The following is a 24405-nucleotide window of genomic DNA, read 5'->3' as shown; positions in this document are numbered from 1 at the left end:
CGTGCCGGCCGCGCTGCTGCTGATGGCGACGGCCGCCTGTTCCGCCGACTCCCCGGACGGGGACGGACGGTGGCGGCCGGAGCCCGGGACGGCGTGGCATTGGCAGCTCTCCGGCGCCCTCGACCTGACCGTGGACGTCCCGGTCTATGACATCGACGGTTTCGAGTCCGGCGCCTCGGACGTCGCCGCGCTGCACGACCGGGACGTGCGGGTCATCTGCTACGTCAACGCGGGCGCCTGGGAGGACTTCCGCCCGGACGCCGGCGACTTCCCCCTGGCGCTGCTCGGCGAGGGCAACGGCTGGGAGGGCGAACGCTGGCTGGACATCCGCGACCTGGACGCCCTGCGCCCGCTGATGGCCGAGCGGTTCGACATGTGCCGGAACAAGGGCTTCGACGCGGTCGAGCCGGACCTCCTCGACGGCTATCTCAACGCCACCGGCTTCCCCCTGACCGCCGCCGACCAGCTCGCCTACAACCGGATGATCGCCGACCTCGCCCACGACCGCGGCCTGTCCGTCGGCCTGAAGAACGACCTGCCGCAGATCCCGGAGCTGGTCGATGAGTTCGACTTCGCGGTCAACGAGGAGTGCGCCGAGTTCGGCGAGTGTGCCGCGCTCACTCCGTTCATCGAGGCCGGCAAGGCGGTCTTCCACGTCGAGTACGCCCTGTCCGCCGCCGAGTTCTGCCCGGAGACCACGGCCCTCGGCCTCAGCTCGATGGCCAAGAACCTCGATCTGGACGCCTGGCGCGACCCCTGCTGACGGCGCGCGACGGAGCGGGTCCAGTGAATCGCGGGCCCGGTCAGTCGTCCTGATCGCGTTGCCGCGCGGCCTGAGCCCGGAGGGCGGCTTCGCGGCGGCGCGCGTACCAGAGCCCGAAGAGCCCGAGTCCCGTGCCGACGAGGCAGGTCCAGATGAACCAGTCGTGCCCGTGGTCGGCATACCAGCCGTAGAACGGGACCTGGGCCACGAAGAGGGCGGCCCACACGACGGTGCCGACGAGGACCGTGGCGCCCACGTCGCCCTCCAGGGGCTCGGGCGCCTCTCTTTTGCCGTTGGTCCACTCGCCCCAGCGCATGCGCTCAGACTACCCGGGTACCGGGAATGTACAGGCGCGTATCATCGTCATATATTTTGTTAGGAAAGCTAACGAGCGATGGTGGTGCTCATGCCCAACGCGAAGCTGGACGGCCGCGAGGACGTCGAGGCGGTGAACACGCTGCGCATCGGCGTGCAGCGGCTCTCCCGCCGTATGCGCCACCTGAACGCCGACCGCGCGCTCAGCCTCGCCGAGCTGTCCGCGCTCGGCACGATCGCCCGCTGCGGGGCCATGACCCCCGGGGAGCTGGCCCGCAAGGAGCACGTGCAGCCGCCGTCCATGACCCGCATCATCGCGTTGCTCCAGAGCCGCGGCCTGGTCCGCATGGAGCCGCACACCGAGGACCGCAGGCAGAAGCTCGTCGTCGCCACCGATCAGGCCGAGGCCATGATCGAGACGAGCCGCGCCGAGCGGAACGCCTGGCTGGCCCGGCTGGCCGCCGAGCTGGACGATGAGGAGTGGGCCGCCCTGCGCGCGGCGGCGCCCGTTCTGCACAAGCTCGCGCACATCTAGCGCCGCACCGCGCCCCTCCGCACGGCGCGCCTCCGCACGGCACATCGATCCACGGCACACCGACCGCACCCGCACAAAGGAGTGTTCCCTTGAGTCCGGGACCCGGAGCAGACTCCGCACCCGCATCCCTGACCAGCACCGAGAAGATATCCACCTTCAGCTCCCTCCGGGTCCGCAACTTCCGGATCCACCTCCTGGGCTCGTCGATATCCAACATCGGGACCTGGATGCAGCGCATCGCCCAGGACTGGCTGGTCCACACCCTCACCGGCTCGGCCGCCGCGGTCGGCGTCACGACCGCGCTCCAGTTCCTCCCGATGCTGCTGTTCGGCCTCTACGGCGGCGTCCTCGCCGATCGCTTCGACAAGCGCAAGCTGCTGCTCGGCACCCAGTCCGCCCTCGGGCTGACCGGCCTGATCCTGGCCGCCCTGACGCTCAGCGGCGCGGTGGAGGTCTGGCACGTGTACGTGCTGGCGTTCGCCGTCGGCCTCGCGACCGTCGTGGACAACCCGGCCCGCCAGGCGTTCGTCTCCGAGATGGTCGGCCCGCATCTGTTGCGCAACGCCGTCTCGCTCGGCTCCGCCAACTTCCAGTCCGCCCGGCTGATCGGCCCCGCCGTCGCCGGTGTGGTCATCACCACGGTCGGCGCCGGCTGGGCGTTCCTCTACAACGGGCTGTCGTTCCTCGCCCCTCTCGTCGGCCTGCTGCTGATGCGCCCGGCCGAGCTGTCCCGGACCCGGCGTACGCCGCGCGGCAAGGGGCAGCTGCGCGAGGGCCTGCGGTACGTCGGCAGCCGGCCCGAGCTGCTGTGGCCCATCGTGCTGCTCGGCTTCGTCGGCACCTTCGGCTACAACTTCCCGATCTGGCTCGTCGCCTTCACCGACCGCGTCTTCCACGCCGAGGCGGGCACCTACGGCCTGCTGAACTCGCTGATCGCCGCCGGCTCCGTGGCCGGTGCCCTGCTGGCGGCCCGGCGCGGCAGCCGCCGGACGCGGTTCATCGTGGCCGCCGCCGCGGTCTTCGGCGTGCTGCTGATGGTCGCCGCCGCGGCCCCCGCGTTCGTCGTCTTCGCCGCGCTGATGCCGCTCGTCGGGCTGGCCGCCATGACGTTCCAGGTGACCGCGAACGCCAGCATCCAGCTCGCCAGCGACCCGGCCATGCGGGGCCGGGTGATCAGCCTGATGATGATGGTCTTCGTCGGCGGCACCCCGATCGGGGCGCCGCTGATGGGCTGGCTGACCGACGAGCTCGGCGCCCGGGTCGGGCTGCTGGCGGGCGGCGCGGTGTGCGCGGTCTCGGCGGTCGGGGTCGGGCTGGTGCTGGCCCGGATCGGCGGCCTGCGGCTGCGCGTCAGCCTCCGCGCGGGCCGGCGCGGCGTGGCGCTGGTGCCGCGCGACCCGGAGGAGCTGACCGCTACGGCGTGACCCGCCGCGCCAGGATCTGGCCCGGCCAGTCGCCCACGGTGAAGCGCTCGGTGGGGGAGAAGCCCTGGGCGCGGTAGTACGCCACGAGGCGGCCGTCGTCGCCCGCGTAGCAGTCGACCCGCAGCAGGCCGATCCCCTGCCGCCGGGTCTCCTCGACGGCGTGCGCGAGCAGCGCGGCCCCCACGCCGCGCCCCGCGAAACGGCGGTCGGTGACCAGCAGGTGCACGTATACCTCGGGTTCACCGGCGGGCGCGAGGTACGTGCCGGGGCCCGGGGTGAGGGTGAGCGTGCCAGCCGGCTCGCCGGCGATCTCGGCCAGCCACGGGGTGCCGGACGCCACGATCTCCCGGACCCGCTCCACCGCCTTCGGCCGCGTCGACCACGGCTCGGTGCCCCACTGCCCGGCGCGGCCCCGGGACACCAGCCACTCCACGGCGCCGTCGAGCATGCCCAGGATGAGGGGGATGTCGTCCCCGCCGCCCTGTCTGATCTTCATATGGGCGATGCTAGGCCAGATGAGGGAGGAGCCCCGATGAGACTGTTCGTCGCCTTGCTGCCGCCGGACGCCGCCGCCGCCGAAGTGGCCCTCGCCGCGCGGGAGGCGCGGGCCCTGCCCGGCGCGGACGCGCTGCGCTGGAACGAACCGGCCGGCTGGCACGTGACGTTGGCGTTCTACGGTGAGACCGACGCCGCGCTGCTGCCCGCCCTGGGCGAACGGCTCGCCGCGGTGGCGCGCGCCCACGCGCCGTTCACGCTGCGGCTGGCGGGCGGCGGCTCGTTCGGTGACCGGGCGCTGTGGGCCGGGGTCGCGGGCGACACCGGGGCGCTGGCCGCGCTGACCGCGCTCGCGGCGGCGACGGACGAGGCGGGCCGCGCCACCGGCACCCCCGGCGGCCGGCACCACGACGCCTACCGCCCGCATCTGACCCTGGCCGGCGGCGGCCCGGGCACGTCCATGGTCCCCTTCGTCACGGCCCTGACGCCGTTCACCGGCTCGCCCTGGCCGGCCGACCGGATCGTGCTGCTGAGCAGTGACGAGGAGCACCGCTACACCGCTCGGGGCACCTGGCCGCTGACGCCCTGAGCGCCCGCCCACCGCGCGGCGCCTTCCGGCGCGGGGCGTACCGTAGGCGGCGTGGACGCGAAGACTCGGACCCGGATCGTGACGGCCGCTCTCGTTCTCCTGCTGGCCGTGGTGGCCCTGGCGGCGGTCTTCGGCTGAGCCGCCGCCAGGGCGCGGTGTCACGGTGTCACCAGGCGAACGCCTCCGGGGACCGGCCGGGGCCGGGGAAGATCTCGTCGAGCGCCTTCAGCACGTCCTCGCCGAGCTCCAGCTCCACCGCGCGGAGCGCCGAGTCGAGCTGCTCGCGCACGCGCGGGCCGACGATCGGGCCGGTGACGCCGGGGCGGGTGAGCAGCCACGCCAGGGCGACCTCACCGGGGGCCAGGCCGTTCTTGTCGAGCAGGTCCTCGTACGCCTGCACCTGCTCACGCAGCGCGCTGTTCGACAGGGCGTTGGCCGTCCGGCCGCCGCCGCCCTCGCGCTCCTTGCGGATCGCGCCGCCCAGCAGCCCGCCGTGCAGCGGCGACCACGGGATGACGCCCAGCCCGTAGCCCTCGGCGGCCGGGATGACCTCCATCTCGGCGCGGCGCTCGGCCAGGTTGTACAGGCACTGCTCGCTGACCAGCCCCAGCGAGCTCCGCCGGGCCGCCGCCTCGTTGGCGCCGGCGATGTGCCAGCCCGCGAAGTTGCTCGATCCGGCGTAGAGGATCTTGCCCTGCGTCACCAGGACGTCGATGGCCTGCCAGATCTCCTCCCACGGCGTGTGGCGGTCCACGTGGTGGAACTGGTACAGGTCGATGTAGTCCGTCCCCAACCGCTTGAGGCTGGCGTCGACGGCGCGCCGGATGTTCACGGCGGACAGGAGGTCGAAGTTCGGCCAGGGCCGCCCATCCGCTGCTATGTTCGCGTACACCTTGGTGGCCAGCACGACCTTGTCGCGCCGCCCGCCACCCTTCGCGAACCAGCTGCCGATGATCTCCTCGGTGCGGCCCTTGGTCTCGGGCCCCCCGTAGACGTTCGCCGTGTCGAAGAAGTTGACCCCCTTCTCCAGTGCGGCGTCCATGATCGCGTGACTGTCCGCCTCGTCGGTGAATTCACCGAAGTTCATGGTCCCCAGGACTAGTCGGCTGACCTTGAGACCCGTGCGTCCGAGCTGTGTGTACCTCATGGACCCCAGCCAACGCCGTGGAGTGCGCTCTAGGCAAGGAAATACGCACCGCCGTCGGCCCGCCCGACGGGCGATGGCAGGCTTGGGCGCATGTCCACTTGGATCACGCCGCGCCGCGCCGCCGCTGCGACGGCCGCGACCGCGGCGATCGTCGCACTGCTCGCGGGCGGCCCGCCGGCCGCCGCCGCGGACGAGGCACCCGCCGCCTTCACGATCGACGATCCGCGCGTCATCGAGTCGAGTGGGCTCCAGGCCAGCGAACGCCACCCCGGCGTCTACTGGACGCACAACGACAGCGAGGACGCCGCCGCGATCTACGCCGTGGACAGCGCCACGGGCGAAACGGTGGCCACCGTCACCCTGAGCGGTATCACCGCCCGCGACATCGAGGCCATCTCGCTGGGCCCCGACGGCGACCTGTACATCGGCGACATCGGGGACAACTTCGACGGCGGCTGGTCCGAGGTCTGGATCTACCGGATACCCGAGCCGGAGCGGCTGGCCGACACCGCCGTGACGCCCACGGTCCACACCGTCCAGTACGAGGACGGGCCCCGGGACGCCGAGGCGCTGATGGTCCACCCGGTCACCGGCCGGGTCTACATCGCCAGCAAGAAACAGGACGGCAGCGGCGCCCTGTACGCGGGCCCGGAGGAGCTGTCCGGGACCGCGCCGAACGTCTTCGCGCGCGTCGCGGACACGGACCTGTGGGTGACGGACGGCGCGTTCTCGCCCGACGGCACCCGGCTGCTGCTGCGCGGCTACTTCACCGCCCAGATGTACGAGTGGCGTGCCGACGAGCCGGCCGAGCTGGCGCGACGGGTGATCCCGCCGAGCCAGCTACAGGGCGAGTCGGTCACGTTCACGCGGGACGGCCGGACGCTGATGTTCGGCTCGGAGGGCCAGGGCAGCGAGGTCGAGCCGGTGGAACTGCGCGGCGAGCTGCTGCCGGAGAGCGCCGCCGAGGCGGAGGCGGCCGAGGAAGAGGCGGAAGAGGAGGCGTCCGGGGAGCCGGCACCGGGCGAGGGCGGGGACGAGGGGAACACGGACGACGACGGGGACGGCGGTGGGCTCTCCTCCCCGGTGTTGATGGCCCTGGCCGTCGGAGCAGTGGTCGTCTTCGGCGTCCGCCGCGTGATGTCCGGCGGTGGCGGGGGGAAGGACGGCTGAGCCGCGGCGCGCGGTCAGCCAGGTGCGGACGAGGGCCACAATCTCGGCCGGCGGACCACACCCGCCGAAACTCGGGAAGCGCCGGAAACGGCGGAAACGGCGACGCGATCCCGCGTCGGCGTTCCGCCGTGTTCCGTGCTCCGCGTCGGCCGGCGCGGAGCGATACGGCTAGAGGCGCTCGATCACGTAGTCCACACAGCGCGTCAGGGCCTCGACATCCGCCGGGTCCACGGCGGGGAACATCGCGACCCGGAGCTGGTTGCGGCCCAGCTTGCGGTACGGCTCGGTGTCCACGATCCCATTCGCGCGCAGCACCTTGGCGACCGCCGCCGCGTCGATCCCGTCCGCGAAGTCGATGGTGCCCACCACCTGGGACCGCTCGGCCGGGGCGGTGACGAACGGGGTGGCGTACTCCGACTTGTCCGCCCACGTGTACAGCCGCGACGACGAGTCCGCCGTGCGCTCCACCGCCCAGTCCAGGCCGCCCTGCCCGTTGATCCAGGCGAGCTGGCTCTCCAGCAGGAACAGCGTGGACAGCGCCGGGGTGTTGTAGGTCTGGTTCTTCCGCGAGTTGTCGATCGCGGTGGGCAGCGAGAAGAACTCCGGGATGTGACGGCCGGAGGCGGCGATCCGCTCCGTGCGCTCCACGGCCGCCGGGGAGAAGACCGCGACCCACAGCCCGCCGTCCGCCGCGAAGGACTTCTGCGGCGCGAAGTAGTAGACGTCGGTCTCGGTGATGTCGACCGGCAGGCCGCCCGCGCCCGAGGTGGCGTCCACCAGCACCAGCGAGCCCTTGTCGGCGCCCGGCACCCGCTCGATCGGGGCGGCCACGCCGGTGGAGGTCTCGTTGTGGGTCAGGCAGTACGAGTCGGCGCCGCGCTCGGCGCGCGGGGCCGGGTGCGTGCCGGCGTCCGCGGTGATCACGGTCGGCTCGTCCAGCCACGGCGCCTTGCTGGCGGCCGTGGCGAACTTGGAGGAGAACTCGCCGAACGACAGGTGCTGTGACTTGGCCTCGATCAGCCCGTGCGTCGCCACGTCCCAGAAGGCGGTGGAGCCACCGTTGCCGAGCACCACCTCGTACTCCTCCGGCAGCGAGAACAGCTCCCGCACGCCGTCGCGGACCCGGCCGACCAAGTCCTTGACGGGGGCTTGGCGGTGGGAGGTGCCGAGCAGGGAGGTGCCGGTCGCGGCCAGGGCGCTGAGCGCCTCGGTACGGACCTTGGAAGGGCCCGATCCGAACCGGCCGTCGGCGGGTTTGATGTCAGCGGGAATCTGGATATCGGCCACGAGGCGGAGCGTAGCCCCTCCCACGGCCCCGCCGCACATCGACCGGTGGGTAACTCCGGTCACGCCGGAGGTCATGGCCGGATGGGGGTCGACGGGGTGAACCGGACGGGCAGCGCGGACAGGCCGCGCAGGAACGGCGACCGCCGCCGGACCAGCTCTTCGGGCGGCACCGCGAGGTCCATGTCGGGCAGCCGGTCGAGCAGCACCTCGATACCGGTGCGGGCGATGATCTCGGCGATCTCCTGGGCCGGGAACGGGCAGCGGAACTCGCCGTGGCTGAAGGAGAAGTGGGCCTGGTGCCCGCCGGTGTGCGGGTGCCCGGCGTACCGCACGTGCGGGTCGCCGTGGGCGCCCTGGAGGCCGAGCAGCAGCATGTCCCCGGCCAGCAGGCGCTGGCCGCCCAGGTGGGTGTCGCGGGCGGCCCAGCGCCCGGCGAGGATCTGGGTGGGGGTGTCCTCCCACAGCACCAGGTTCATCGCGTCGCCGACGCTGCGCCGGCCACCGGTCAGCGAGGCGGCGAACCGGTCGTCGGTGAGCATCGCGACCAGGGTGTTCCCGATCCAGTCGGCCGTGGGCTGGTGGCCGGCCGCGATGACGGCGGCCAGGTCGAGCACGTACTCCTCGTCGCTGAAGCCCCCGGGGTGGGTCAGCATCCGGGACGTCACGTCGGCGCCCGGCACCGCGCGTTTGGCGGCGACCAGCCGCCGCATGGCGGCGCCGAGGTCCTGGTGGCCGGCGACCGCGTCATCGCCGCCGGCGGCCAGCGCGTTGAGCGCCCCCGCCAGTGCCGGGCACTCCGCGTCCGGCACGCCGATCATCCGGCCGAGCACGTGGATCGGCAGCAGCCCGGCGTAGCCGTCGATCAGCTCGGCCTCGCCCTGGCCGCAGAAGGTGTCGACGAGCGCGTCCGCGACCTCCTCGGCGTGCCGGCGGAGCTGGAAGGTGTCGACGGCCTCCAGCGCGGGCACCACCATGTCCACGTGCCGCTTGTGCTCATGGCCGACCGTGTAGTGGATCGACGGCTGCCGCCGGTTGATCATGGCCAGCAGCGGCCAGTCGCGCGGCACGCGCGGCCACTGGTTCCACAGGCCCGGGTCGCGGGGGAAGAGCGCGGAGTCGCCGATGACGTGGTGCAGCTCGCGGTAGCCGATCACCAGCCAGGCGGGGATGTCGCCGGGCAGCGCGACCGGGACCACCGGGCCGTGCCGCTGCCGCAGCTCCCGGTGCAGCGGCCCGGGATCGGTGTGGAACCGGGGCCCGGCGAGCGGCACGGCATCCGGCGCCAGTCCCGGTATCGGCGGTTTGGGGGTGGTGCTCACGGCGTGGTCTCCCGGTCGGCGGCGAGCGTGTAGAGGTATCTGACGAGGGTGAGCAGGACCGCCTTGCACGAGCGGCGCGAGCGGGCGTCGCAGTCGACCAGCGGCACGTGGTCGGGCAGGTCCAGCGCCTCGCGGACCTGTTCCAGGCTGTGGGCCGGGCCGCCGAAGTGGTTGCGGGCCACGATGAACGGCGTGCCGTGCTGCTCCAGCCGGTCGATGGCGTACCAGGAGTCGGCCAGCCGGCGGGTGTCCACCAGCACGACGGCGCCGAGGGTGCCGATGAACAGCCGCTCCCACAGGAACCAGAACCGCTCCTGGCCGGGGGCGCCGAAGAGATAGAGCACGGTGCGCTCGTTGAGGCTGATCCGGCCGAAGTCGAACGCGACGGTGGTCGACGTCTTGTCGCGCACGGCGGAGATGTCGTCCACGCCCTCGCCGGCCCGGGTCATGATCTCTTCGGTGTTCAGCGGGCGGATGTCGCTGACCGCGCGGACCAGGGTGGTCTTGCCGACGCCGAAGCCACCGGTGATGACGATCTTCAGGCCGTTGTCCGCGCTTCTGCCCAGGGGGGTGCGTTCGGTCCAGCGGTCAGAGCTTGCGGAGTCCAACGAGAACCTGCTCAAGGAGTCGGGGGTCGGGCGGAGCCACGTCGCGCGCGGCGAGGGTGGAGGGGTGGCGGACGGTGACGCGGTCGGTGGCGAGGAGATCGCTGAGCAGGATCTTGACGATCGTCACCGGCAGCCGCAGCTCGGCGGCGATTTCCACGACGGCGGTCGGGCTGCGGCACATGCGCAGAATCCTGACGTGCTCCGACTGCATGCCCGCGGTCGGCTCCGACTCGCTCACCACCAGCGTGACCAGGTCGAAAGCGTCCGTGCCGGCCCGGCTGCGGCCCCCGGTGAGGGTGTACAGCCGGTCGGGGTCGTCGTCCCGGCCGGGGCGGATCATGCCGGTCCGCCGCCCTTGACGAACGCCCTGGGGGGTGCGACGAGATGGTCGGCGAGCTGTTCCACCAGCTCGCTCATGTTGTGCCCGACCAGCCCGGCGTCGGCGGTCTCCGCCGCGACGATCGCCAGATGGGCGCCGTGTCCGGCCTCCACGATGAACAGCAGGCCGCCGTAGAACTCCGTCATCGACTGCCGCACGCCGCCGGTCCCGTCGCCGAATTCCATGGAGGCGCCGTGCGACAGGCTCTGCATGCCGGCCGCGATCGCGGCGAGCTGATCGGCCTGGTCGGCCGTCAGACTCGGGGTCCGGCACAGCTTCAGCCCGTCCCGCGAGAGCAGCAGCGCGTGCCGCGCGCCGGGCGTTCGGGAGAGCAGGCTCTCCAGCAGCCAGTCGAGTCTGTCCCCGGTGGTGCCGGTGGCCGACGGTGCTGTCATGGGGTGTCGTCCTCCGGATGCGGTGAGGGAGTGGGGGAGGACGAGGGGGTCGGTGACGACGGGGATGCCGGGGACGTCGGGGACGCCGGGGACGGGAAGCCGAGGCCATCGGTGCCGTTGGCGCCGCCGTTCTGGCCCTGCTCGCGGCCCTGCACGGCGCGGCGGAACGCGCCGAAGCGGGCGGCGGATTCGGCCGCGGAGTGGGCGGCGGGGGTCGACGGGCGCGGGCGGGAGGGCAGGTCCTGGCCGGGGGCCTCCGCGCGGGCCCGGCCTCGGCGCCGCTTGGGCAGCCCGGTCCGGCTGAGCTCGGCGATGTCGTCGTCGGTGGCGGGGGAGTGCTCGTCGGTCGCGCGCGGCAGCGCGATCTGCTCGGGCGCGGCCTCGACGGGCGTCGCGGGCGAGGGGACGTGTCCGGCGGCGGGCCCGGCGGTGGCCGCCGCGATGGCGGGGACGGGCGCATGCGCGGGAACGGGCGTCTGCGCGGGGACAGGCGCCTGCGCGGGGACGGGCGCCGGAGTCGGCGCGGGCTTCGGACGGCTGATCAGCTCCTGCGGGATCATCATCAGCGCGCCGGTGCCGCCGCGGGCGGAGGGCCGGAAGGACACCTTCAGCCCGTGCTTGCGGGCGAGGCAGCCGACGACGGCCAGGCCGAGCCGGGTCCCGGACAGGGTGGTCAGGTCCAACGGCTCGGCGGAGACGGCGCGTTCGGCGCGGCGCAGGGCCACATCGCTCATCACCAGGCCGCTGTCCTCAACGGTGAGGACGACGCCGACCGGTACCTCCTCGGCGTAGACGTGGATTTCAGCGGTGGGCGGCGAGAAGTTCGCCGCGTTATCGAGGAGTTCGGCCAGTGCGTGCATCACGCCCTCGGCGGCGTGGCCGGTGATGGCGACGCTGACCGTGGAGTGCAGCCTGACCCGCTGGTAGCCCCCGATACGACCCATGGCGCCGCGCAGGATGCTCTCCATCACGATCGGCTTGGTCCAGCGTCGTCCCGAACGGGCGCCCGTCAGCACGGCGATGCTGTCGGCCAGTCGGCCCGCCTGGGCCGTGCGGTGGTCGATGTGCAGCAGGTCGCCGAGCACGTTCTCGTCGCCGTGCCGGTGCTCCATCTCGCGCAGGTCGGCCAGCATGCTGGTGGTCAGCGCCTGCATCCGGCCGGCCGCGTTGGCGCAGGCGGCCATGGCGGCGGCCTTGCTCGCCTCGCCGTGGCCGACCTCGGTCGCCAGGGTGCGCATGACCCGGGCCGCGGCCTCGTCGTCCGGCGCCGGGACCGCCGCCAGCACCGCGTCGGCCGAGGCTCCGGCGCGCAGCCGCCGGACCACGTCGGGCACGGTCTCGTCGACGAACTGTCGGATGGTCGCCTCGCGCGCGTCCAGACCGCGCCGCAGCCGCCGGTACCGGGTCAGGCCCCACGCCGCGGTCGTCACGGCCGCGCACACCACGGCCGCGCCCGCGCCCGCGCCCCAGGCGAGGGGGATCTCGTACGACTCGGGTGCCGTGTACACCGCCGCCAGCCAGGCCATTCCCGTGGCGGCCAGCGAGATGAGGAGTGCCAGCAGGGACTGTCGCACGGGAGGACGCTCCGTCCGTCGGCGTGTCGGCGGAGTGTGCGCTGTCATCGTCGAGGACCTCGCGGACGGGAAGGGAGCGCTGCCAATCCCGCCACACTATAGGTGAGTTGCCGAACGCGCAGGCAAAGCCTGTTATAGGGATGAGCGTTCCTTCTGTGCGTCTTCATGCACAAGTGATCGTTGTGACGGGTGGTCCGGGGGAACCGGCTGGGCGGGGTGGCACGCTGGGGGGATGGCTGTGGACGGGGAACGGGCGCGGGAGCTGGCCGCCGAGCTGCGCGCGGAGGTGCGCGGCGAGGTCGCGTTCGACGCGGGGAGCCGGGCGCTGGTCACCATGGACGCCTCCAACTACCGGCGGATCCCGGTCGGCGTGGTCGCCCCGCGCGACGCGGACGACGTGGCGGCGGCGCTCGCCGTCTGCCGGGCGCACGGCGTGCCCGTGACCGCGCGCGGCGGCGGTACCAGCATCGCCGGGCAGGCCACCGGGACCGGCGTCGTGCTGGACTTCACCCGCCACATGAACCGCGTGCTCGCGCTCGACCCCGCCGCCCGCACCGCCGTCGTCCAGCCCGGCGTCGTCTGCGACGCGCTGCGCGCCGCCGCCGCGCCGCACGGGCTGACGTTCGGTCCTGATCCGTCGACGCACGGCCGTTGCACGCTCGGCGGGATGATCGGGAACAATTCCTGCGGCTCCCACTCCGTCGCCTGGGGCACCACCGCCGACAACGTGCACGCCCTCGATGTCCTCACCTACCGGGGCGAGCGCGCCCGCCTCGCGCGCGGCACCGACGGGGGCGGCGGCGTTCCCGGGCCGCTGCGCGCGGCCGTCGAGAGCCTGGTCGCGGACCGGCTCGCCCTGCTCCGCACCGGCTTCCCCGATCTGCCGCGCCGCATCTCCGGCTACGCGCTGGACGAGCTGCTGCCGGAGCGGGGCCGGGACTGGGCCCGCGCGTTCACCGGGAGCGAGGGCACGCTCGGCGTTCTGACCGGGGCCACCGTCCGGCTGATCCGGCCCCCGGCCGCGCGGGCGCTGGCCGTGCTCGGCTATCCGGACGAGAGCGCGGCGGCCGACGCGGCGGCCGGGCTGCTGCCGCACGGGCCGCTGACCGTCGAGGGCATGGCCGCCGACCTGGTCGGCAAGGCCGCCGCCGCGCTGCCGCCGGGCGGCGCCTGGCTGTTCGCCGAGGTCGGCGGCGAGAGCGACGGCGAGGCCGGGGCGCGCGCCGCCGCGCTGTGCCGCGCGGCGGTCGGCGACACCACCGGCCACGCCGTGGTCACCGATCCGGTGGCCCAACGGGCGCTGTGGCGCGTGCGGGAGGACGCCGCAGGCGTGGCGACGCGGCGGCCGGACGGCGCCGAGGCATGGCCGGGATGGGAGGACTGCGCGGTGCCGCCGACCCGGCTCGGCAGCTATCTCCGGGAGTTCCGGGGGCTGTTGCGCGATCACGGCCTGCGCGGCACGCCGTACGGGCACTTCGGGGAGGGCTGCGTCCACGTCCGCATCGACTTCGACCTGCTGTCGTCTCAGGGCATCGCGCGCTTCCGGGAGTTCGGTCAGGAGCTGGCCACGCTGGTGATCGCCCACGGCGGCTCGCTGTCCGGCGAGCACGGCGACGGGATGGCCCGCGCCGAGCTGCTGCCGCGCATGTACGGGGACGAACTCGTCGCCGCCTTCGGCCGATTCAAGGACGCCTGGGATCCCGATGGCGGCCTCAACCCGGGGGTGCTGGTCCGCCCGGCCCGCCTGGACGAGCACCTGCGCTTCGTCGGGCTGCCCACCGCGCCGGTGCCCGTCGCGTTCGCCTACCCGGACGACGGCGGCGACTTCGGGGCGGCCGTCCGCCGCTGCGTCGGCGTCGCCAAGTGCCGTGAGACGACGGCCGGTCCGCACGTCATGTGTCCCTCCTTCCGGGCCACCGGCGAGGAGCGCCACTCCACCCGGGGGCGCGCCCGGCTGCTGCACGAGATGCTGACCGGTGAGATCGTCACCGACGGCTGGCGCTCGGCGGAGGTGCGCGACGCGCTCGACCTGTGTCTGTCGTGCAAGGGGTGCCGGTCGGACTGTCCGGTCGGCGTCGACATGGCCACCTACAAGGCCGAGTTCCTCCACCACCACTACGCCGGGCGACGCCGGCCCGTCGCCCACTACGCGCTGGGCCGGCTGCCGCGCTGGCTCGCCCTGACCGCCGCGCTGCGCCTGGCGCCCCTGGCCAACGCGGCGACGCACGTGCCGCCGCTGGCCGCGCTCGCCAAGCGCCTCGGCGGTGTCGCGCCCGAACGGACCGTCCCGCCGATCGCGCGGCAGCCGTTCACCCGCTGGTGGCGTGGCCGGGAGGGCGGCGGGGTCGGCCGCCCGGTGGTGCTCTTCCCCGACACGTTCACCAACTACCTGTCCCCGGAGGCCGGCCGCGCAGCCGTCACCGTGCTGACCGCCGCCGGGCTGCGCCCCGAGGTGCCCGGGGAAGCGGTGTGCTGCGGGCTGACCTACGTCACCACCGGCCAACTCGACCAGGCGCGCGCGGTGATGCGCCGCACCCTGGACCGGCTGCCGCCGGGGCTGCCCGTCACCGTCCTCGAACCGCCGTGCGCGGCGGCTCTGCGCACGGACCTCCCCGAGCTGCTTCCCGACGACCCGCGCGCCCGCGAACTCGCCGGGCGCGTCCGTACGTTCGCCGAGACGCTCCGGGAGCACGCCCCCGGCTGGACCCCGCCGCGCCTGGACCGCCCGGTCGCCGGACAGACGCACTGCCACCAGCACGCGGTCCTCGGCGACGCCGCCGACCGGGAGCTGCGCGAACGAGCGGGCCTGACCGGCTCGTTGTCCACCGGCTGCTGCGGCCTGGCGGGCAACTTCGGCTTCGAGGAGGGACATTACGAGGTATCCGTGGCCTGCGCGGAGGACCAGCTCCTGCCCGCCGTCCGTGCCGCACCCGTCGGCACCGTGCTGCTGGCCGACGGCTACTCCTGCCGTGTCCAACTGGCCCAGCTCACCGGCCACCAGGCCCACCACCTGGCCGAAGCCCTGGCGAACGCGCTCTGACGGTCACGCCTCTGTCACGGCATCCACCTCCCCGCCCGGCGACGGCGACGGCCGCAGCTGCTTCGACCTGGCCGCGAACTCCGCGGCGGCCCCCGGCGGTTCACCCAACGCCCGACGCCCGACGCCCGACGCCCGACGCCCGACGCCCGACGGCCGGCGAACGGCAGCTCGGCCGTCGGCGTGACGATCCGCACCCGCCGCGCGTTGCCCGGGGTCCTGGGGCGGGAGGACGAAGGCGCTCTCGGAGCAGTCGAACTCCTTGACCAGCGCCCGCGCCCGGGCCGCCGACCGACCCCGGGCCTCGGGCACGACGGCGAGCTGGTTCCCACCGAGGCCGGTCCGTGAAAACGTCCGCGAGGCAAAGGTGTAGTCCATTGACCACGCCTTACATGCGGCTCAGTCCGCGTAGCCCTCCACCTCGCGCGGGTCGCGCGGCGGCGGGCCGACGTAGCGGGCGGAGGGGCGGATCAGGCGGCCGGTGCGCTTCTGCTCCAGGATGTGCGCCGACCAGCCCGCCGTGCGGGCGCAGGTGAACATCGCCGTGAACATGTGCGCCGGTACCTCCGCGAAGTCGAGCATGATCGCCGCCCAGAACTCCACGTTCGTCGCCAGCACCCGGTCCGGGCGGCGCGCGCCCAGCTCCTCCAGTGCCGCCCGCTCCAGCGCCTCCGCGACCTCGAAGCGCGGCGCGCCCAGCTCCTTCGCGGTGCGCCGCAGCACCCGCGCCCGGGGGTCCTCGGCGCGGTAGACGCGGTGGCCGAAGCCCATCAGCCGCTCGCCCGCGTCCAGCTTGCGCCGCACATAGTCCTCGGCGTCGCCGGTCCGCTCGATCTCCTCGATCATGTGCAGCACGCGGGAGGGCGCCCCGCCGTGCAGCGGACCGGACATCGCGCCGACCGCGCCCGACAGCGCCGCCGCCACGTCGGCGCCGGTGGAGGCGATGACGCGGGCGGTGAACGTCGAGGCGTTCATGCCGTGCTCGGCGGCCGACGTCCAGTAGGCGTCGAGCGCCGCGACGTGCGAGGGGTCGGGCTCGCCGCGCCAGCGGCGCAGGAACCGCTCGGTAACGGTGGTCGCCTTGTCGATCTCGCGCTGCGGCACCATCGGCAGCCCGGAGCCGCGCGCCGACTGGGCGACGAAGCTGAGCGCCAGCACGGCGGCGCGGGCCAGGTCGTCCCGGGCCTGGGCCGCGTCGATGTCGAGCAGCGGCTTGAGTCCCCAGACGGGCGCGAGCATGGCGAGCGCCGCCTGCACGTCGACCCGCACGTCCCCGGAACGGATCGGGATCGGGAACGGCTCGGCGGGCGGCAGTCCGGGCGTGAACGCCCCGTCCACGAGCAGCCCCCACACCTTGCCGAACGGCACGTGCCCGACCAGGTCCTCGATGTCCACGCCCCGGTATCTGAGGGCGCCGCCTGCACGGTCGGGTTCGGCGATCTCCGTCTCGAACGCCACGACTCCTTCGAGTCCGGGAGAGAACTCGGACATCTGGCTGCTCCTTATGCCTTATGCACGGTAAGCGCGGTAAGTCTGGCCGTCACCTTAACTGTGGGTGTCCGCGGCCCGCAGAGCGCGGGTCGAATCTCCGGTGCGTCCGCCACTGTCAGCCGTATGTTGCAAGATATGGGCCGTGTCCCACGCCGAGAACTCCGACAACCTCCCCAGCTCCCCGCTCGACCCCGCCGCGATGCGCGCCAGGTACCGCGCGGCCGGGCTCGACGAGAAGTTCCTCGCCGCCGATCCCTTCGAGCAGTTCGAGCAGTGGTTCGCACACGCCGCCGAGAGCGGCCTCCACGAGCCGAACGCGATGGTGCTCTCGACCGCCGACCCCACCGCCCGGCCCAGCTCCCGCACGGTCCTGCTGAAGCAGTTCGACCGGCGGGGCTTCGTCTTCTTCACGAACTACGGCTCGCGCAAGGGCCGCGAGATCGACGCGAACCCGCACGTCTCGCTCCTCTTCCCCTGGCACGGCGTCGCCCGCCAGGTGATCGTCGCCGGGACCGCCGAGCGGACCGGGCGCGACGAGACCGCCGCGTACTTCAGGACCCGGCCGCACGGCTCGCAGCTCGGCGCGTGGGCGAGCGAACAGTCCTCGAAGGTCGCCTCGCGTGCCCAGCTCGACCAGCTCTACGCCGAGCTCGCGGAGCGCTACCCGGAGAGCGAGGACGTGCCCGCGCCGCCGCGGTGGGGCGGGTACCGGGTGGTGCCGGAGACCGTCGAGTTCTGGCAGGGCCGGGAGAACCGCCTGCACGACCGGCTGCGCTACGTCCGCCAGGGGAAGGGCTGGATCGTGGAGCGCCTCTGCCCGTAGGGATGTGATGCGGGACACGGGGGCACCGGGGCACGGGGGCACGGGGGCACCGGGACACCGGGACACCGGGACACCGGGACACCGGGACACAAAAAACGATCCGCGGGCCTTTGGTCCCCGGAAGGCGCTAAGCGCCCGCCGGGGAGCCGGCCGGACGACACCGGCGGCCCGCGGATCGGGTGACTGCTTGGGATTGGCCGGCGACGCCGGCTCCACAACTCGTGGGACGACGGCCGCTAGGCCGCAGTCACCTCACGCGTCCGGTTGTCATACATCTGCCGAACCACCTCCCTTCTCGTGTACCCCGAACGTTAGGCGCGCCCCCGGCGGCACCACAACTACATTTCGGTGCGGCAACGAGATTTACCGAAACCCTATGTGACCGACGTCACCATGGAGTTGAATGGACCGGCGCAAGCGACCGGCGCTCACTCTCCTGTGCAGGGGGTACTAGGTGACCTCACATTCCGAGACTCAGTCCGACCATCGCGCCTCCGACAGCCGTTTACTGTCCACTCTGCTCGACGGCATGGACTCCGCCCTCTTCGCCGTGGACACCGGCGGGCGCGTCACCCACTGGAACCGGCAGGCCGAGCGGCTGCTGGGCTGGTCGGCCGAGGAGGCCGTCGGCCGTGCCGGGCTCGGCGGCTGGGCCGTGCGCGACGCCGACGCGGCCGACGTGCGGAAGCGTCTGCTCGCCGTGCTGGCCCCGGCCACGGAGGACGATCCGCGCCAGGTGGAGGAGTTCGCCTTGCTGCGGCGCGACGGCGGCCGGGTGCTCGTGCGGGCGCAGACCACGGTGATCCGGGACGCGGCCGGCCGCCCGGCGGGGGTGACCTGCGCGTTCGGCGAGGTCCACGCGCGGCTGGACCTGGAGCGGAATCTCGCGCTGAGCCACGCGCTGCTGGCGGACTCGTCCTGGGCGATGGTGATCGTCGACGCGGATATGCGCACGGTCGCGGTGAACGACCGGGCCGCACGGGCGCTGGCCGTCACCCCGGTGGACATGCTCGGGGAGCCGCTCGCGGAGTTCTTCGGCGCGGGGCTCGAAGAGCTGGAGGGCGCCCTGGAGCAGACCCAGGTGTCGCAGGGGCCGAGCAGTCCCGTCGAGCTGTGGATCACGCTGCACGACGACGGATCGCGCGAGGACCCGCTCGGCGACCAGCGCGGCGGGCTGCCGGGCGGCCCGCGCCGCTGCCTGCTCAGCGGCTTCCTGCGGCTCGGCTCGCCGCTGGCCGCCGACTCGGAGGCGGCGCCCGCGCCGCTCGGCGTGGCCTGGCTCTTCCAGGACATCACCGAGTGCCGGCGGGTGGCACGCGACAAGGCCAGACGGTCGTTCCGCGACAGCCAGCTCGCCCGCGCGACGCGGGCGGCGGCCGAGTGCGAGGACCCGCTGGAGGCGGCGGTCCTGCACCTGCACTACGCGCTGGCGGGCTTCGCGGAGTACGCGCTGCTCGACGTCGTGGGGAATTCGGGGCTGGTGCGCATAGCCGAGAGCCCCGGCGCGTTCTGCGGCACCTCGGCCACCCATGGCGTGACGGTGCGGTACCGGCCGGGCCACCCCGCGCTCCAGGCGCTGGAGCGCTCCGTCGCGGTGCGCGCGACCGGCGGCATGGCGCGGCCGGGGTGGGCGGCGGAGCACCGGTGGCCGGAGGAGGCGGGGCACGCGCTGTGCGTGGTGCTGCGCAGCCGGGGCCGGAGCCTCGGCGTGCTGACGTTGCTGCGCGGCCTGGGCCGCCGCCCGTTCGACCGCGCCGACGTGGCGTATGGCGAGGATGTCGCGCTGCGTGTGGGCGCCGCGATCGACCTGGGGAATGTCGTCCCGGGAGGGTGACCGCGCCGGTCGCTACCGGCGCCAGAGGATCCGGTCGGCGTGCTCCGCGAAGACCTTCTCGTTCCAGTCGGCGCCGCCGTCCACGTTGGCCGAGCGCAGCAGCGGGGGCTCGGTGCCGCGCGCCGCCATGAGCCCGGTCGCCTCGGCGACGGTGGCCTGGAGCAGCGCGCAGGCCACGACGGTGGAGGCCGGGGCGAACGGGGCGCCGACGCGCTCGCTGGTGAGCGTCGCGTCCCCGACCGGGATGCCGCTGTCCAGGACCAGGTCGCAGTGGTCCTTGAGGAACGTGCCGGAGGGGTGCCGGGACACGGTCCGCGTGGCGTAGGCGACGGAGGTCACGCCGATCACCGCGAGCCCGCGCTCCCCGGCGTGCCGGGCCATCTCGACGGGCAGGGCGTTGCGGCCGGAGAGGGAGACGACGATCAGCAGGTCGCCCGCGTCGGCCGGGCTGGCGTCGAGGGTGGCGGGGGCGAGGCCGGCGACGTGTTCGAGGGCGCTGCCGAGGGTGGCGGGAGAGATGTCGACGCCGGTGGTGCCGGGCACGGAGAGCAGGTTGACCAGAGCCAGGCCGCCCGCCCGGTAGACCAGGTCCTGGGCGGGGAGCGCGGAGTGGCCGGCGCCGTGGGCGAAGAGCTTGCCGCCCGCCGCCACGGTGTCCGCGATCAGGGCGGCGGCCTCCGCGATGCGCGGCGCCTGCCGCTCCCGGGCCGTCCGCAGCAGGCCGATGGCCGCGTCGAAGAAGCGGTCGGCCAGCGTGATCTCGCTCATGTGCTTCTGGATCCCCTTGCTGGCCGCGGCGGGCCGGTGGCGGTTGCGCCCGGCCCACCGTAGTGGTCTGGACCAATGTGGTGTCAATACGCGAGTGCTTGGTTACACGGAACGGGATCGGTTGTCACTGGCGTGCGTCAGAATTGGATCCGGGCCACCGCACGAGACATCGAGGGGCACTTATGTCCGGACTCATCGACACCACCGAGATGTACCTCCGCACCATTCTGGAGCTGGAGGAGGAAGGCGTGGTCCCGATGCGTGCCCGGATCGCCGAGCGGCTGGAGCAGAGCGGCCCGACGGTGAGCCAGACCGTGGCGAGGATGGAGCGGGACGGCCTGCTGAGCATCGCGGGCGACCGGCACCTGGAGCTGACGGACGAGGGGCGCAGGCTGGCGCAGCGGGTGATGCGCAAGCACCGTCTCGCGGAGTGTCTGCTGGTGGATGTGATCGGCCTGGAGTGGGAGCAGGTCCACGCGGAGGCGTGCCGGTGGGAGCACGTCATGAGCGACGCGGTCGAGCGCCGCGTGCTGGAGCTGCTGAACCATCCGACGGAGTCCCCCTACGGGAATCCGATCCCCGGCCTGGCCGAGCTGGGGGAGACGGGCGAGGCGGACCCGTTCATCGGTGAGGGCATGGTCGCGCTCACGGATCTGGACACCGACGGCGGCAAGACGGTCATCGTCCGCCGCATCGGCGAGCCCATCCAGACCGACTCGCAGGTGATGCACACGCTGCGCCGCGCGGGCGTGCAGCCGGGGGCCTCGGTCAGCGTGACCGCGGGCGCGGGTGGCGGGGTGCAGGTCGGCAGCGGTGGGGAGGCGGCGGAGCTCGCCCATCACATCGCGATGCACGTCTTCGTGGCGAAGGGCTGAAACGGGAGGGGTCCGGGCTGAGACGGGAGGGCCGGCCACCCGTGGCGGCCGGCCCACACCCACCCCGGGAGGCTGACGTGGAGCCCCGAGCTCCCCGGGTCGGTCTCCCTGTCCTGTCACGGGTTTTCCCGGGGGTGGAGCGGGTGACTCTCTGACACAACATCACTCAAACGAGCGTTCTTGGGCAGTAATCGCGCGGTGTTCGAATATCTATTCGATATCGTGGTCTCTGGTAGGGGCGGGGGCCGTGACTGGGGCCGGAGAAAGGGGGACGGAGCGCATGGCGCGTCGCGTCCACGTTGTTGGGCAGGGCGGAGTGCGGCTGGCCGCCTGGGAGTTCGGCGAGCCGCCGAGGGAGAAGCGGGCGGACGGCCGGGCGGAGCGGCCGGGTGTCCTGCTGCTGCACGGATTGCTGGGCCGCGCCTCGCACTGGGCGGACACCGCCCGCTGGCTGTCGGCCCGCTGGCGCGCGGTCGCCCTGGACCAGCGCGGCCACGGCCGCAGCGACAAGCCGGCCGCGGGTCCGTTCGACCGGGACGCCTTCGTGGCGGACGCGGAGGCCGCCGTCGAGCAGCTCGGCCTGGGCCCGGCCGTGCTGATCGGGCACGCCATGGGCGCGCTGACGGCATGGCAGCTCGCCGCCCGCCGCCCGGATCTGGTGCGCGCGGTGGTGATCTGCGACATGCGGGCGGCGGCGCTCGGCGTCCGCTCGCGGCAGGAGTGGAGCGCGTGGCTGGCCTCGTGGCCGGTGCCGTTCGCCACGCTGGCGGACGTGCGGCGCTGGTTCGGCGAGGAGGATCCGGCGCTGGACCGCCCGCGCCCCGCCCGGGGGGACTTCTTCGCGGAGGTGATGGCCGAGCGGGCCGACGGCTGGCGGCCGGGCTTCTCGCGCCCGCAGATGCTGGCCGCCCGAGAGGGCTGGGTCCGTGAGGCGCACTGGGACGAGCTGGCCCTCGTCCAGAGCCCGACCCTGGTCGTGCGCGGCCTCGACGGCGAGCTGGGCCGTGCCGAGGCGCACGAGATGGTCCGCGTGCTGCCGCGGGGCCGCTATGCCGACATCCCCGACGCCGGCCACCTGGTCCATCTCGAACGCCCGGCGGAGTGGCGGGAGATAGTCGAGGGCTTCCTGAGAGACGAGGGCCTGTGGTGACACATCCCTGACCCCTGCCCCTCTGTCGCCCCGGCCCGCCCCCATGGCTCAGGCCCGGCTGACCGCCGCCAGGATCTCCGGGAGTCGGCGGGCGGTCAGCGGCGCGGCCAGGGGCAGGGCCCTACGAGCGGAAGTGTCACGGCGGGGAGAGCGCGGTGCGCCCGGCGCCCTTCAACGCTCCTGGGCGCAGGCGTAGGCGAGTGTGGGCAGGAGCTGTTCGGCGTCGGGCAGCCAGCGGTTCGTCGTGGTCGGCCGCCGCGCCCACTGCACCGAGCCGCGCGTCCCGATCCGCGTCGGCGGCGCGGCCACGAAGTCGCCCTCGCCGCGCGGGACCAGGTCCATGGTGGCCGGCTCCCAGCCGAGCCGCCGCAGCGTCCCCGGCACCTTGGTCGCGCCGCCCGGCAGCACGAAGAACTGCAGCCGCCCGGTCGGCGTCCCCGCGACCGGCCCCAGCTCCGTGCCGGTCCGCTCCATCCGCGCCAGGGCCAGACAGCCGGCCGTCTCCGGCACGTCCAGCACGTCGAACGTCCGCCCGGTCGGCAGCAGGATCGCCGCGCGCGGCTCCCGCTCCCACAGCCGCCGTGCCTCGACGGCACTGCCCGTCGCGTGCGCCGGCCAGTCCATGCGGGTCGGATGCGCGCCGGGCGCGTAGCACGTCTCGACCGCGCACGAGCAGCGGGCCACGCCCTTGTCGTATGCCAGCCACGTGCCGGGCAGCACGTCCCAGTGCCGCTCCTCGGCGTATCGGACGGCGTGTTCGAGCAGCGGATCGTCGTGCTGCCGAGGGTTCGTCTGGGTGGTCACGGCTGAGGTGACGGCGATGGTCTCATCCACATCCATGACAACTCGATTCCACCAAACGGGTTACGGGCCGGTGCGCCCCGGTGTGCGGAAGGACGCCCGCACGCGGGGCGCATCGGAGCATCGGCCGGTGCACACGGGATGGACCCGTCAGCGGCCGGGCATTGATCTGCGGGGATCTTCCCGGGCCCGTCAGCAAGGGAGCCGCTTGATGACTGCCAGACCACTGATCGCCCGCCAGCCCAACGAGCGCCTGCTGTCCCTCATCCGCGAGGCCGGCTGCTCCAACGCGGGTCTGGCCCGGCGCGTCAACTTGTGTGCCGCCGAGCACGGCTTCGACTTCCGGTACGACAAAACGTCCGTCGCCCGCTGGATCCGTGGCCAGCAGCCGCGCGGCCGGGCGCCCGAGGTCATCGCCGAGGCGCTCGGCCGCAAGCTGGGCCGCCCGGTGACCGTGGACGAGATCGGCATGGGCACCACCCGCCAGCTCACCTCTTCGGTGGGCCTGCACTTCGCGGCCGGGCTCGCGGAGAGCCTGGAGCAGGCGACCGAGCTGTGGCGCTCCGACGTGGCCCGCAGGGAGAGCGGTGACGGCCAGAACCCGTACGCCCCCGGCGGCTCCAGCGTGGCCCCGGCCGCGCTGGTCGAGCCCAGCCGCGACTGGCTGATCACCCCGGCCGACACCGAGGTGGCCCGCGCGACGGGGGCGCGCGTCGGCACGGCGGACGTGGGGGCCGTCGTCGCGACCACGGCCGCGCTGGTCGCTCTCGACCGCCGCTGGGGCTCCGGCCACGTGCGCCCGGTCGTCGTCCACTACCTCAACAGCGTCGTCGCCGGCCTCCTGGACGGCTCGTACCGGGAAACGATCGGCCGCGAGCTGTTCGCCGCCGCCGCCCGGCTCACCGAGCTGGCCGGGTACATGGCGGTGGACAGCGGCCTGCCCGGCCTGGCCCAGCGGTACTACATCCAGGCCCTGCGCCTCGCCCAGGCGGCCGGCGACCGGGGCTTCGGCGGCTATGTGCTGGCGGCGGGCATGAGCCACCTCGCCGCCGAGCTGGGGAACCCGCGCGAGGTGATCCAGCTCGCCCGCGCCGCCCAGGAGGGCTCCCGGGGCCGCGTCACGCCGCGCGCGCAGGCGCTCTTCCTGGCCGCCGAGGCACGTGGCTACGCTCAGCTCGGCGACCAGGAAGGCTGCCGCCGGACGGCGTCCGAGGCCCTGGCCGCGCTGGAGCGCTCGGACGCCGACTCGGGCGACGAGCCCGCGTGGATCGCCCACTTCGACGCGGCCTACCTCGCGGACGAGCTGGCCCACTGCCACCGCGACCTGGGCCAGGGCCGGGCGGCACAACAGCGCGCGATCGAAGCCCTGTCGGGCCACCCGGAGACCCGGGCGCGGCGCCGCGCGATAGGTCTTCTCATCCTGGCCACCGGCCAGTTGCAGGAAGGCGAGCTGGACGCCGCCTGCCACACGGCTTCTGAGGCGGGCACCCTGCTGGACGGCCTGCGCTCGGGCCGGGGCGGCGACTACTTCGAGGACTTCCGCTCCCGCCTGGCCCCCCACCGCAACGAACCGACGGTCCGCGAATTCGCCGCCCGCTGGCCCCAGCGCGCGGCGTGAGCGCCTCG

Annotated in this window: 23 protein-coding genes; 11 read left to right on the top strand and 12 right to left on the bottom strand. The window is 73.7% G+C overall.

What is annotated here, in order from left to right; translation table 11 throughout:
- Positions 1 to 22: 22 nt before the first annotated feature.
- Entirely contained in the window at positions 23 to 763 is a 741-nt protein-coding gene (locus tag OIE51_RS11435; RefSeq protein ID WP_326600600.1) for an endo alpha-1,4 polygalactosaminidase, read from the top strand.
- 40 nt (positions 764 to 803) lie between these two features.
- Here the strand turns inward: OIE51_RS11435 and OIE51_RS11430 are convergent, their stop codons facing one another.
- Positions 804 to 1079, bottom strand: coding sequence for a DUF2530 domain-containing protein (locus tag OIE51_RS11430; protein ID WP_326597447.1), 276 nt, complete (start codon positions 1077 to 1079; stop codon positions 804 to 806).
- 90 nt (positions 1080 to 1169) lie between these two features.
- Here OIE51_RS11430 and OIE51_RS11425 point away from each other — a divergent pair, with 90 nt between their 5' ends.
- Together OIE51_RS11425 and OIE51_RS11420 are read left to right on the top strand one after the other, a co-directional pair.
- Positions 1170 to 1613 (top strand): MarR family winged helix-turn-helix transcriptional regulator, encoded by a 444-nt coding sequence (locus OIE51_RS11425; protein WP_326597445.1) that lies wholly within the window; start codon positions 1170 to 1172, stop codon positions 1611 to 1613.
- 89 nt (positions 1614 to 1702) lie between these two features.
- Positions 1703 to 3037: an MFS transporter gene (locus OIE51_RS11420; protein WP_326597444.1), complete on the top strand. Its 1335-nt coding sequence runs from the start codon at positions 1703 to 1705 to the stop codon at positions 3035 to 3037.
- Here the strand turns inward: OIE51_RS11420 and OIE51_RS11415 are convergent.
- Positions 3027 to 3533 carry a GNAT family N-acetyltransferase gene (locus OIE51_RS11415; protein WP_326597442.1) on the bottom strand — a complete coding sequence of 169 codons (507 nt, stop codon included), beginning with the start codon at positions 3531 to 3533 and terminating at the stop codon, positions 3027 to 3029. The two genes, OIE51_RS11420 and OIE51_RS11415, sit on opposite strands and share 11 nt — an antisense overlap.
- A gap of 36 nt (positions 3534 to 3569) precedes the next feature.
- Here OIE51_RS11415 and thpR point away from each other — a divergent pair, with 36 nt between their 5' ends.
- On the top strand, positions 3570 to 4121 hold the full coding sequence (gene thpR, locus OIE51_RS11410; protein ID WP_326597441.1) for an RNA 2',3'-cyclic phosphodiesterase: 552 nt from the start codon (positions 3570 to 3572) through the stop codon (positions 4119 to 4121).
- 166 nt (positions 4122 to 4287) lie between these two features.
- On the opposite strand, the gene OIE51_RS11405 is transcribed toward thpR, so the two are convergent.
- On the bottom strand, positions 4288 to 5268 hold the full coding sequence (locus OIE51_RS11405; protein ID WP_326597439.1) for an aldo/keto reductase: 981 nt from the start codon (positions 5266 to 5268) through the stop codon (positions 4288 to 4290).
- A 90-nt stretch (positions 5269 to 5358) separates the two neighbouring features.
- Here OIE51_RS11405 and OIE51_RS11400 point away from each other — a divergent pair, with 90 nt between their 5' ends.
- Positions 5359 to 6438 carry a hypothetical protein gene (locus OIE51_RS11400; RefSeq protein ID WP_326597437.1) on the top strand — a complete coding sequence of 360 codons (1080 nt, stop codon included), beginning with the start codon at positions 5359 to 5361 and terminating at the stop codon, positions 6436 to 6438.
- A 168-nt stretch (positions 6439 to 6606) separates the two neighbouring features.
- Here the strand turns inward: OIE51_RS11400 and serC are convergent, their stop codons facing one another.
- From serC to OIE51_RS11370, 6 genes are all read right to left on the bottom strand, one after another.
- Complete coding sequence (gene serC, locus OIE51_RS11395; RefSeq protein WP_326597435.1) at positions 6607 to 7725, bottom strand: phosphoserine transaminase; 1119 nt, start codon at positions 7723 to 7725, stop codon at positions 6607 to 6609.
- A gap of 71 nt (positions 7726 to 7796) precedes the next feature.
- The gene (locus OIE51_RS11390; RefSeq protein WP_326597433.1) at positions 7797 to 9044 is read right to left on the bottom strand and encodes a cytochrome P450; all 1248 of its coding nucleotides are present in this window, start codon (positions 9042 to 9044) and stop codon (positions 7797 to 7799) included.
- A complete protein-coding gene (locus OIE51_RS11385) occupies positions 9041 to 9652 on the bottom strand; it encodes a GTP-binding protein (protein WP_326597431.1) in 612 nt (203 codons plus the stop codon). The genes OIE51_RS11390 and OIE51_RS11385 overlap by 4 nt, the downstream gene beginning before the upstream one ends.
- Entirely contained in the window at positions 9633 to 9992 is a 360-nt protein-coding gene (locus tag OIE51_RS11380; RefSeq protein ID WP_326597429.1) for a DUF742 domain-containing protein, read from the bottom strand. The genes OIE51_RS11385 and OIE51_RS11380 overlap by 20 nt, the downstream gene beginning before the upstream one ends.
- Positions 9989 to 10426 carry a roadblock/LC7 domain-containing protein gene (locus OIE51_RS11375; protein WP_326597427.1) on the bottom strand — a complete coding sequence of 146 codons (438 nt, stop codon included), beginning with the start codon at positions 10424 to 10426 and terminating at the stop codon, positions 9989 to 9991. The genes OIE51_RS11380 and OIE51_RS11375 overlap by 4 nt, the downstream gene beginning before the upstream one ends.
- Positions 10423 to 12048, bottom strand: coding sequence for a sensor histidine kinase (locus OIE51_RS11370; protein ID WP_326597425.1), 1626 nt, complete (start codon positions 12046 to 12048; stop codon positions 10423 to 10425). Before OIE51_RS11370 ends, OIE51_RS11375 begins: the two co-directional genes overlap by 4 nt.
- Positions 12049 to 12232: 184 nt before the next feature.
- Between OIE51_RS11370 and OIE51_RS11365 the strand changes: the two genes are divergently transcribed.
- A complete protein-coding gene (locus tag OIE51_RS11365; protein ID WP_326597423.1) occupies positions 12233 to 15040 on the top strand; it encodes an FAD-binding and (Fe-S)-binding domain-containing protein in 2808 nt (935 codons plus the stop codon).
- Positions 15041 to 15436: 396 nt separating this feature from the next.
- Here OIE51_RS11365 and OIE51_RS11360 read toward each other — a convergent pair whose 3' ends face one another.
- A complete protein-coding gene (locus OIE51_RS11360) occupies positions 15437 to 16528 on the bottom strand; it encodes a citrate synthase 2 (RefSeq protein ID WP_326597421.1) in 1092 nt (363 codons plus the stop codon).
- A gap of 199 nt (positions 16529 to 16727) precedes the next feature.
- Between OIE51_RS11360 and pdxH the strand changes: the two genes are divergently transcribed.
- Together pdxH and OIE51_RS11350 are read left to right on the top strand one after the other, a co-directional pair.
- Positions 16728 to 17351: a pyridoxamine 5'-phosphate oxidase gene (pdxH, locus tag OIE51_RS11355; RefSeq protein WP_326600599.1), complete on the top strand. Its 624-nt coding sequence runs from the start codon at positions 16728 to 16730 to the stop codon at positions 17349 to 17351.
- Between the two features lie 454 nt (positions 17352 to 17805).
- On the top strand, positions 17806 to 19185 hold the full coding sequence (locus OIE51_RS11350) for a PAS domain-containing protein (RefSeq protein ID WP_326597419.1): 1380 nt from the start codon (positions 17806 to 17808) through the stop codon (positions 19183 to 19185).
- A gap of 12 nt (positions 19186 to 19197) precedes the next feature.
- On the opposite strand, the gene OIE51_RS11345 is transcribed toward OIE51_RS11350, so the two are convergent.
- Complete coding sequence (locus OIE51_RS11345) at positions 19198 to 19953, bottom strand: SIS domain-containing protein (protein ID WP_326597418.1); 756 nt, start codon at positions 19951 to 19953, stop codon at positions 19198 to 19200.
- A 182-nt stretch (positions 19954 to 20135) separates the two neighbouring features.
- On the opposite strand from OIE51_RS11345, the gene OIE51_RS11340 reads away from it, so the two are divergent.
- A complete protein-coding gene (locus tag OIE51_RS11340; protein ID WP_326597416.1) occupies positions 20136 to 20828 on the top strand; it encodes a metal-dependent transcriptional regulator in 693 nt (230 codons plus the stop codon).
- Positions 20829 to 21108: 280 nt separating this feature from the next.
- Positions 21109 to 21978: an alpha/beta fold hydrolase gene (locus tag OIE51_RS11335; RefSeq protein WP_326597414.1), complete on the top strand. Its 870-nt coding sequence runs from the start codon at positions 21109 to 21111 to the stop codon at positions 21976 to 21978.
- 171 nt (positions 21979 to 22149) lie between these two features.
- Here the strand turns inward: OIE51_RS11335 and OIE51_RS11330 are convergent, their stop codons facing one another.
- A complete protein-coding gene (locus tag OIE51_RS11330) occupies positions 22150 to 22818 on the bottom strand; it encodes a bifunctional DNA primase/polymerase (RefSeq protein WP_326597412.1) in 669 nt (222 codons plus the stop codon).
- Positions 22819 to 22990: 172 nt separating this feature from the next.
- Between OIE51_RS11330 and OIE51_RS11325 the strand changes: the two genes are divergently transcribed.
- Complete coding sequence (locus tag OIE51_RS11325; protein ID WP_326597411.1) at positions 22991 to 24397, top strand: transcriptional regulator; 1407 nt, start codon at positions 22991 to 22993, stop codon at positions 24395 to 24397.
- Positions 24398 to 24405: the final 8 nt, after the last annotated feature.

This window comes from Streptomyces sp. NBC_01803 (assembly GCF_035917415.1).
Taxonomy (GTDB): Bacteria; Actinomycetota; Actinomycetes; order Streptomycetales; family Streptomycetaceae; genus Streptomyces.
The sequence above is the reverse complement of the archived record's forward strand: the minus strand, read 5'-3'. Positions and strand labels throughout refer to the sequence as shown.

Coding starts and splice junctions, on each gene's coding strand:
- OIE51_RS11435 (WP_326600600.1), top strand. CDS start 23: ATGGCGACGGCCGCCTGTTCCGCCGACTCCCCGGACGGGGACGGACGG.
- OIE51_RS11430 (WP_326597447.1), bottom strand. CDS start 1,079: ATGCGCTGGGGCGAGTGGACCAACGGCAAAAGAGAGGCGCCCGAGCCC.
- OIE51_RS11425 (WP_326597445.1), top strand. CDS start 1,170: ATGCCCAACGCGAAGCTGGACGGCCGCGAGGACGTCGAGGCGGTGAAC.
- OIE51_RS11415 (WP_326597442.1), bottom strand. CDS start 3,533: ATGAAGATCAGACAGGGCGGCGGGGACGACATCCCCCTCATCCTGGGC.
- thpR (WP_326597441.1), top strand. CDS start 3,570: ATGAGACTGTTCGTCGCCTTGCTGCCGCCGGACGCCGCCGCCGCCGAA.
- OIE51_RS11405 (WP_326597439.1), bottom strand. CDS start 5,268: ATGAGGTACACACAGCTCGGACGCACGGGTCTCAAGGTCAGCCGACTA.
- OIE51_RS11400 (WP_326597437.1), top strand. CDS start 5,359: ATGTCCACTTGGATCACGCCGCGCCGCGCCGCCGCTGCGACGGCCGCG.
- OIE51_RS11380 (WP_326597429.1), bottom strand. CDS start 9,992: ATGATCCGCCCCGGCCGGGACGACGACCCCGACCGGCTGTACACCCTC.
- OIE51_RS11375 (WP_326597427.1), bottom strand. CDS start 10,426: ATGACAGCACCGTCGGCCACCGGCACCACCGGGGACAGACTCGACTGG.
- OIE51_RS11370 (WP_326597425.1), bottom strand. CDS start 12,048: ATGACAGCGCACACTCCGCCGACACGCCGACGGACGGAGCGTCCTCCC.
- OIE51_RS11365 (WP_326597423.1), top strand. CDS start 12,233: ATGGCTGTGGACGGGGAACGGGCGCGGGAGCTGGCCGCCGAGCTGCGC.
- OIE51_RS11360 (WP_326597421.1), bottom strand. CDS start 16,528: ATGTCCGAGTTCTCTCCCGGACTCGAAGGAGTCGTGGCGTTCGAGACG.
- pdxH (WP_326600599.1), top strand. CDS start 16,728: ATGCGCGCCAGGTACCGCGCGGCCGGGCTCGACGAGAAGTTCCTCGCC.
- OIE51_RS11345 (WP_326597418.1), bottom strand. CDS start 19,953: ATGAGCGAGATCACGCTGGCCGACCGCTTCTTCGACGCGGCCATCGGC.
- OIE51_RS11340 (WP_326597416.1), top strand. CDS start 20,136: ATGTCCGGACTCATCGACACCACCGAGATGTACCTCCGCACCATTCTG.
- OIE51_RS11335 (WP_326597414.1), top strand. CDS start 21,109: ATGGCGCGTCGCGTCCACGTTGTTGGGCAGGGCGGAGTGCGGCTGGCC.
- OIE51_RS11330 (WP_326597412.1), bottom strand. CDS start 22,818: ATGGATGTGGATGAGACCATCGCCGTCACCTCAGCCGTGACCACCCAG.
- OIE51_RS11325 (WP_326597411.1), top strand. CDS start 22,991: ATGACTGCCAGACCACTGATCGCCCGCCAGCCCAACGAGCGCCTGCTG.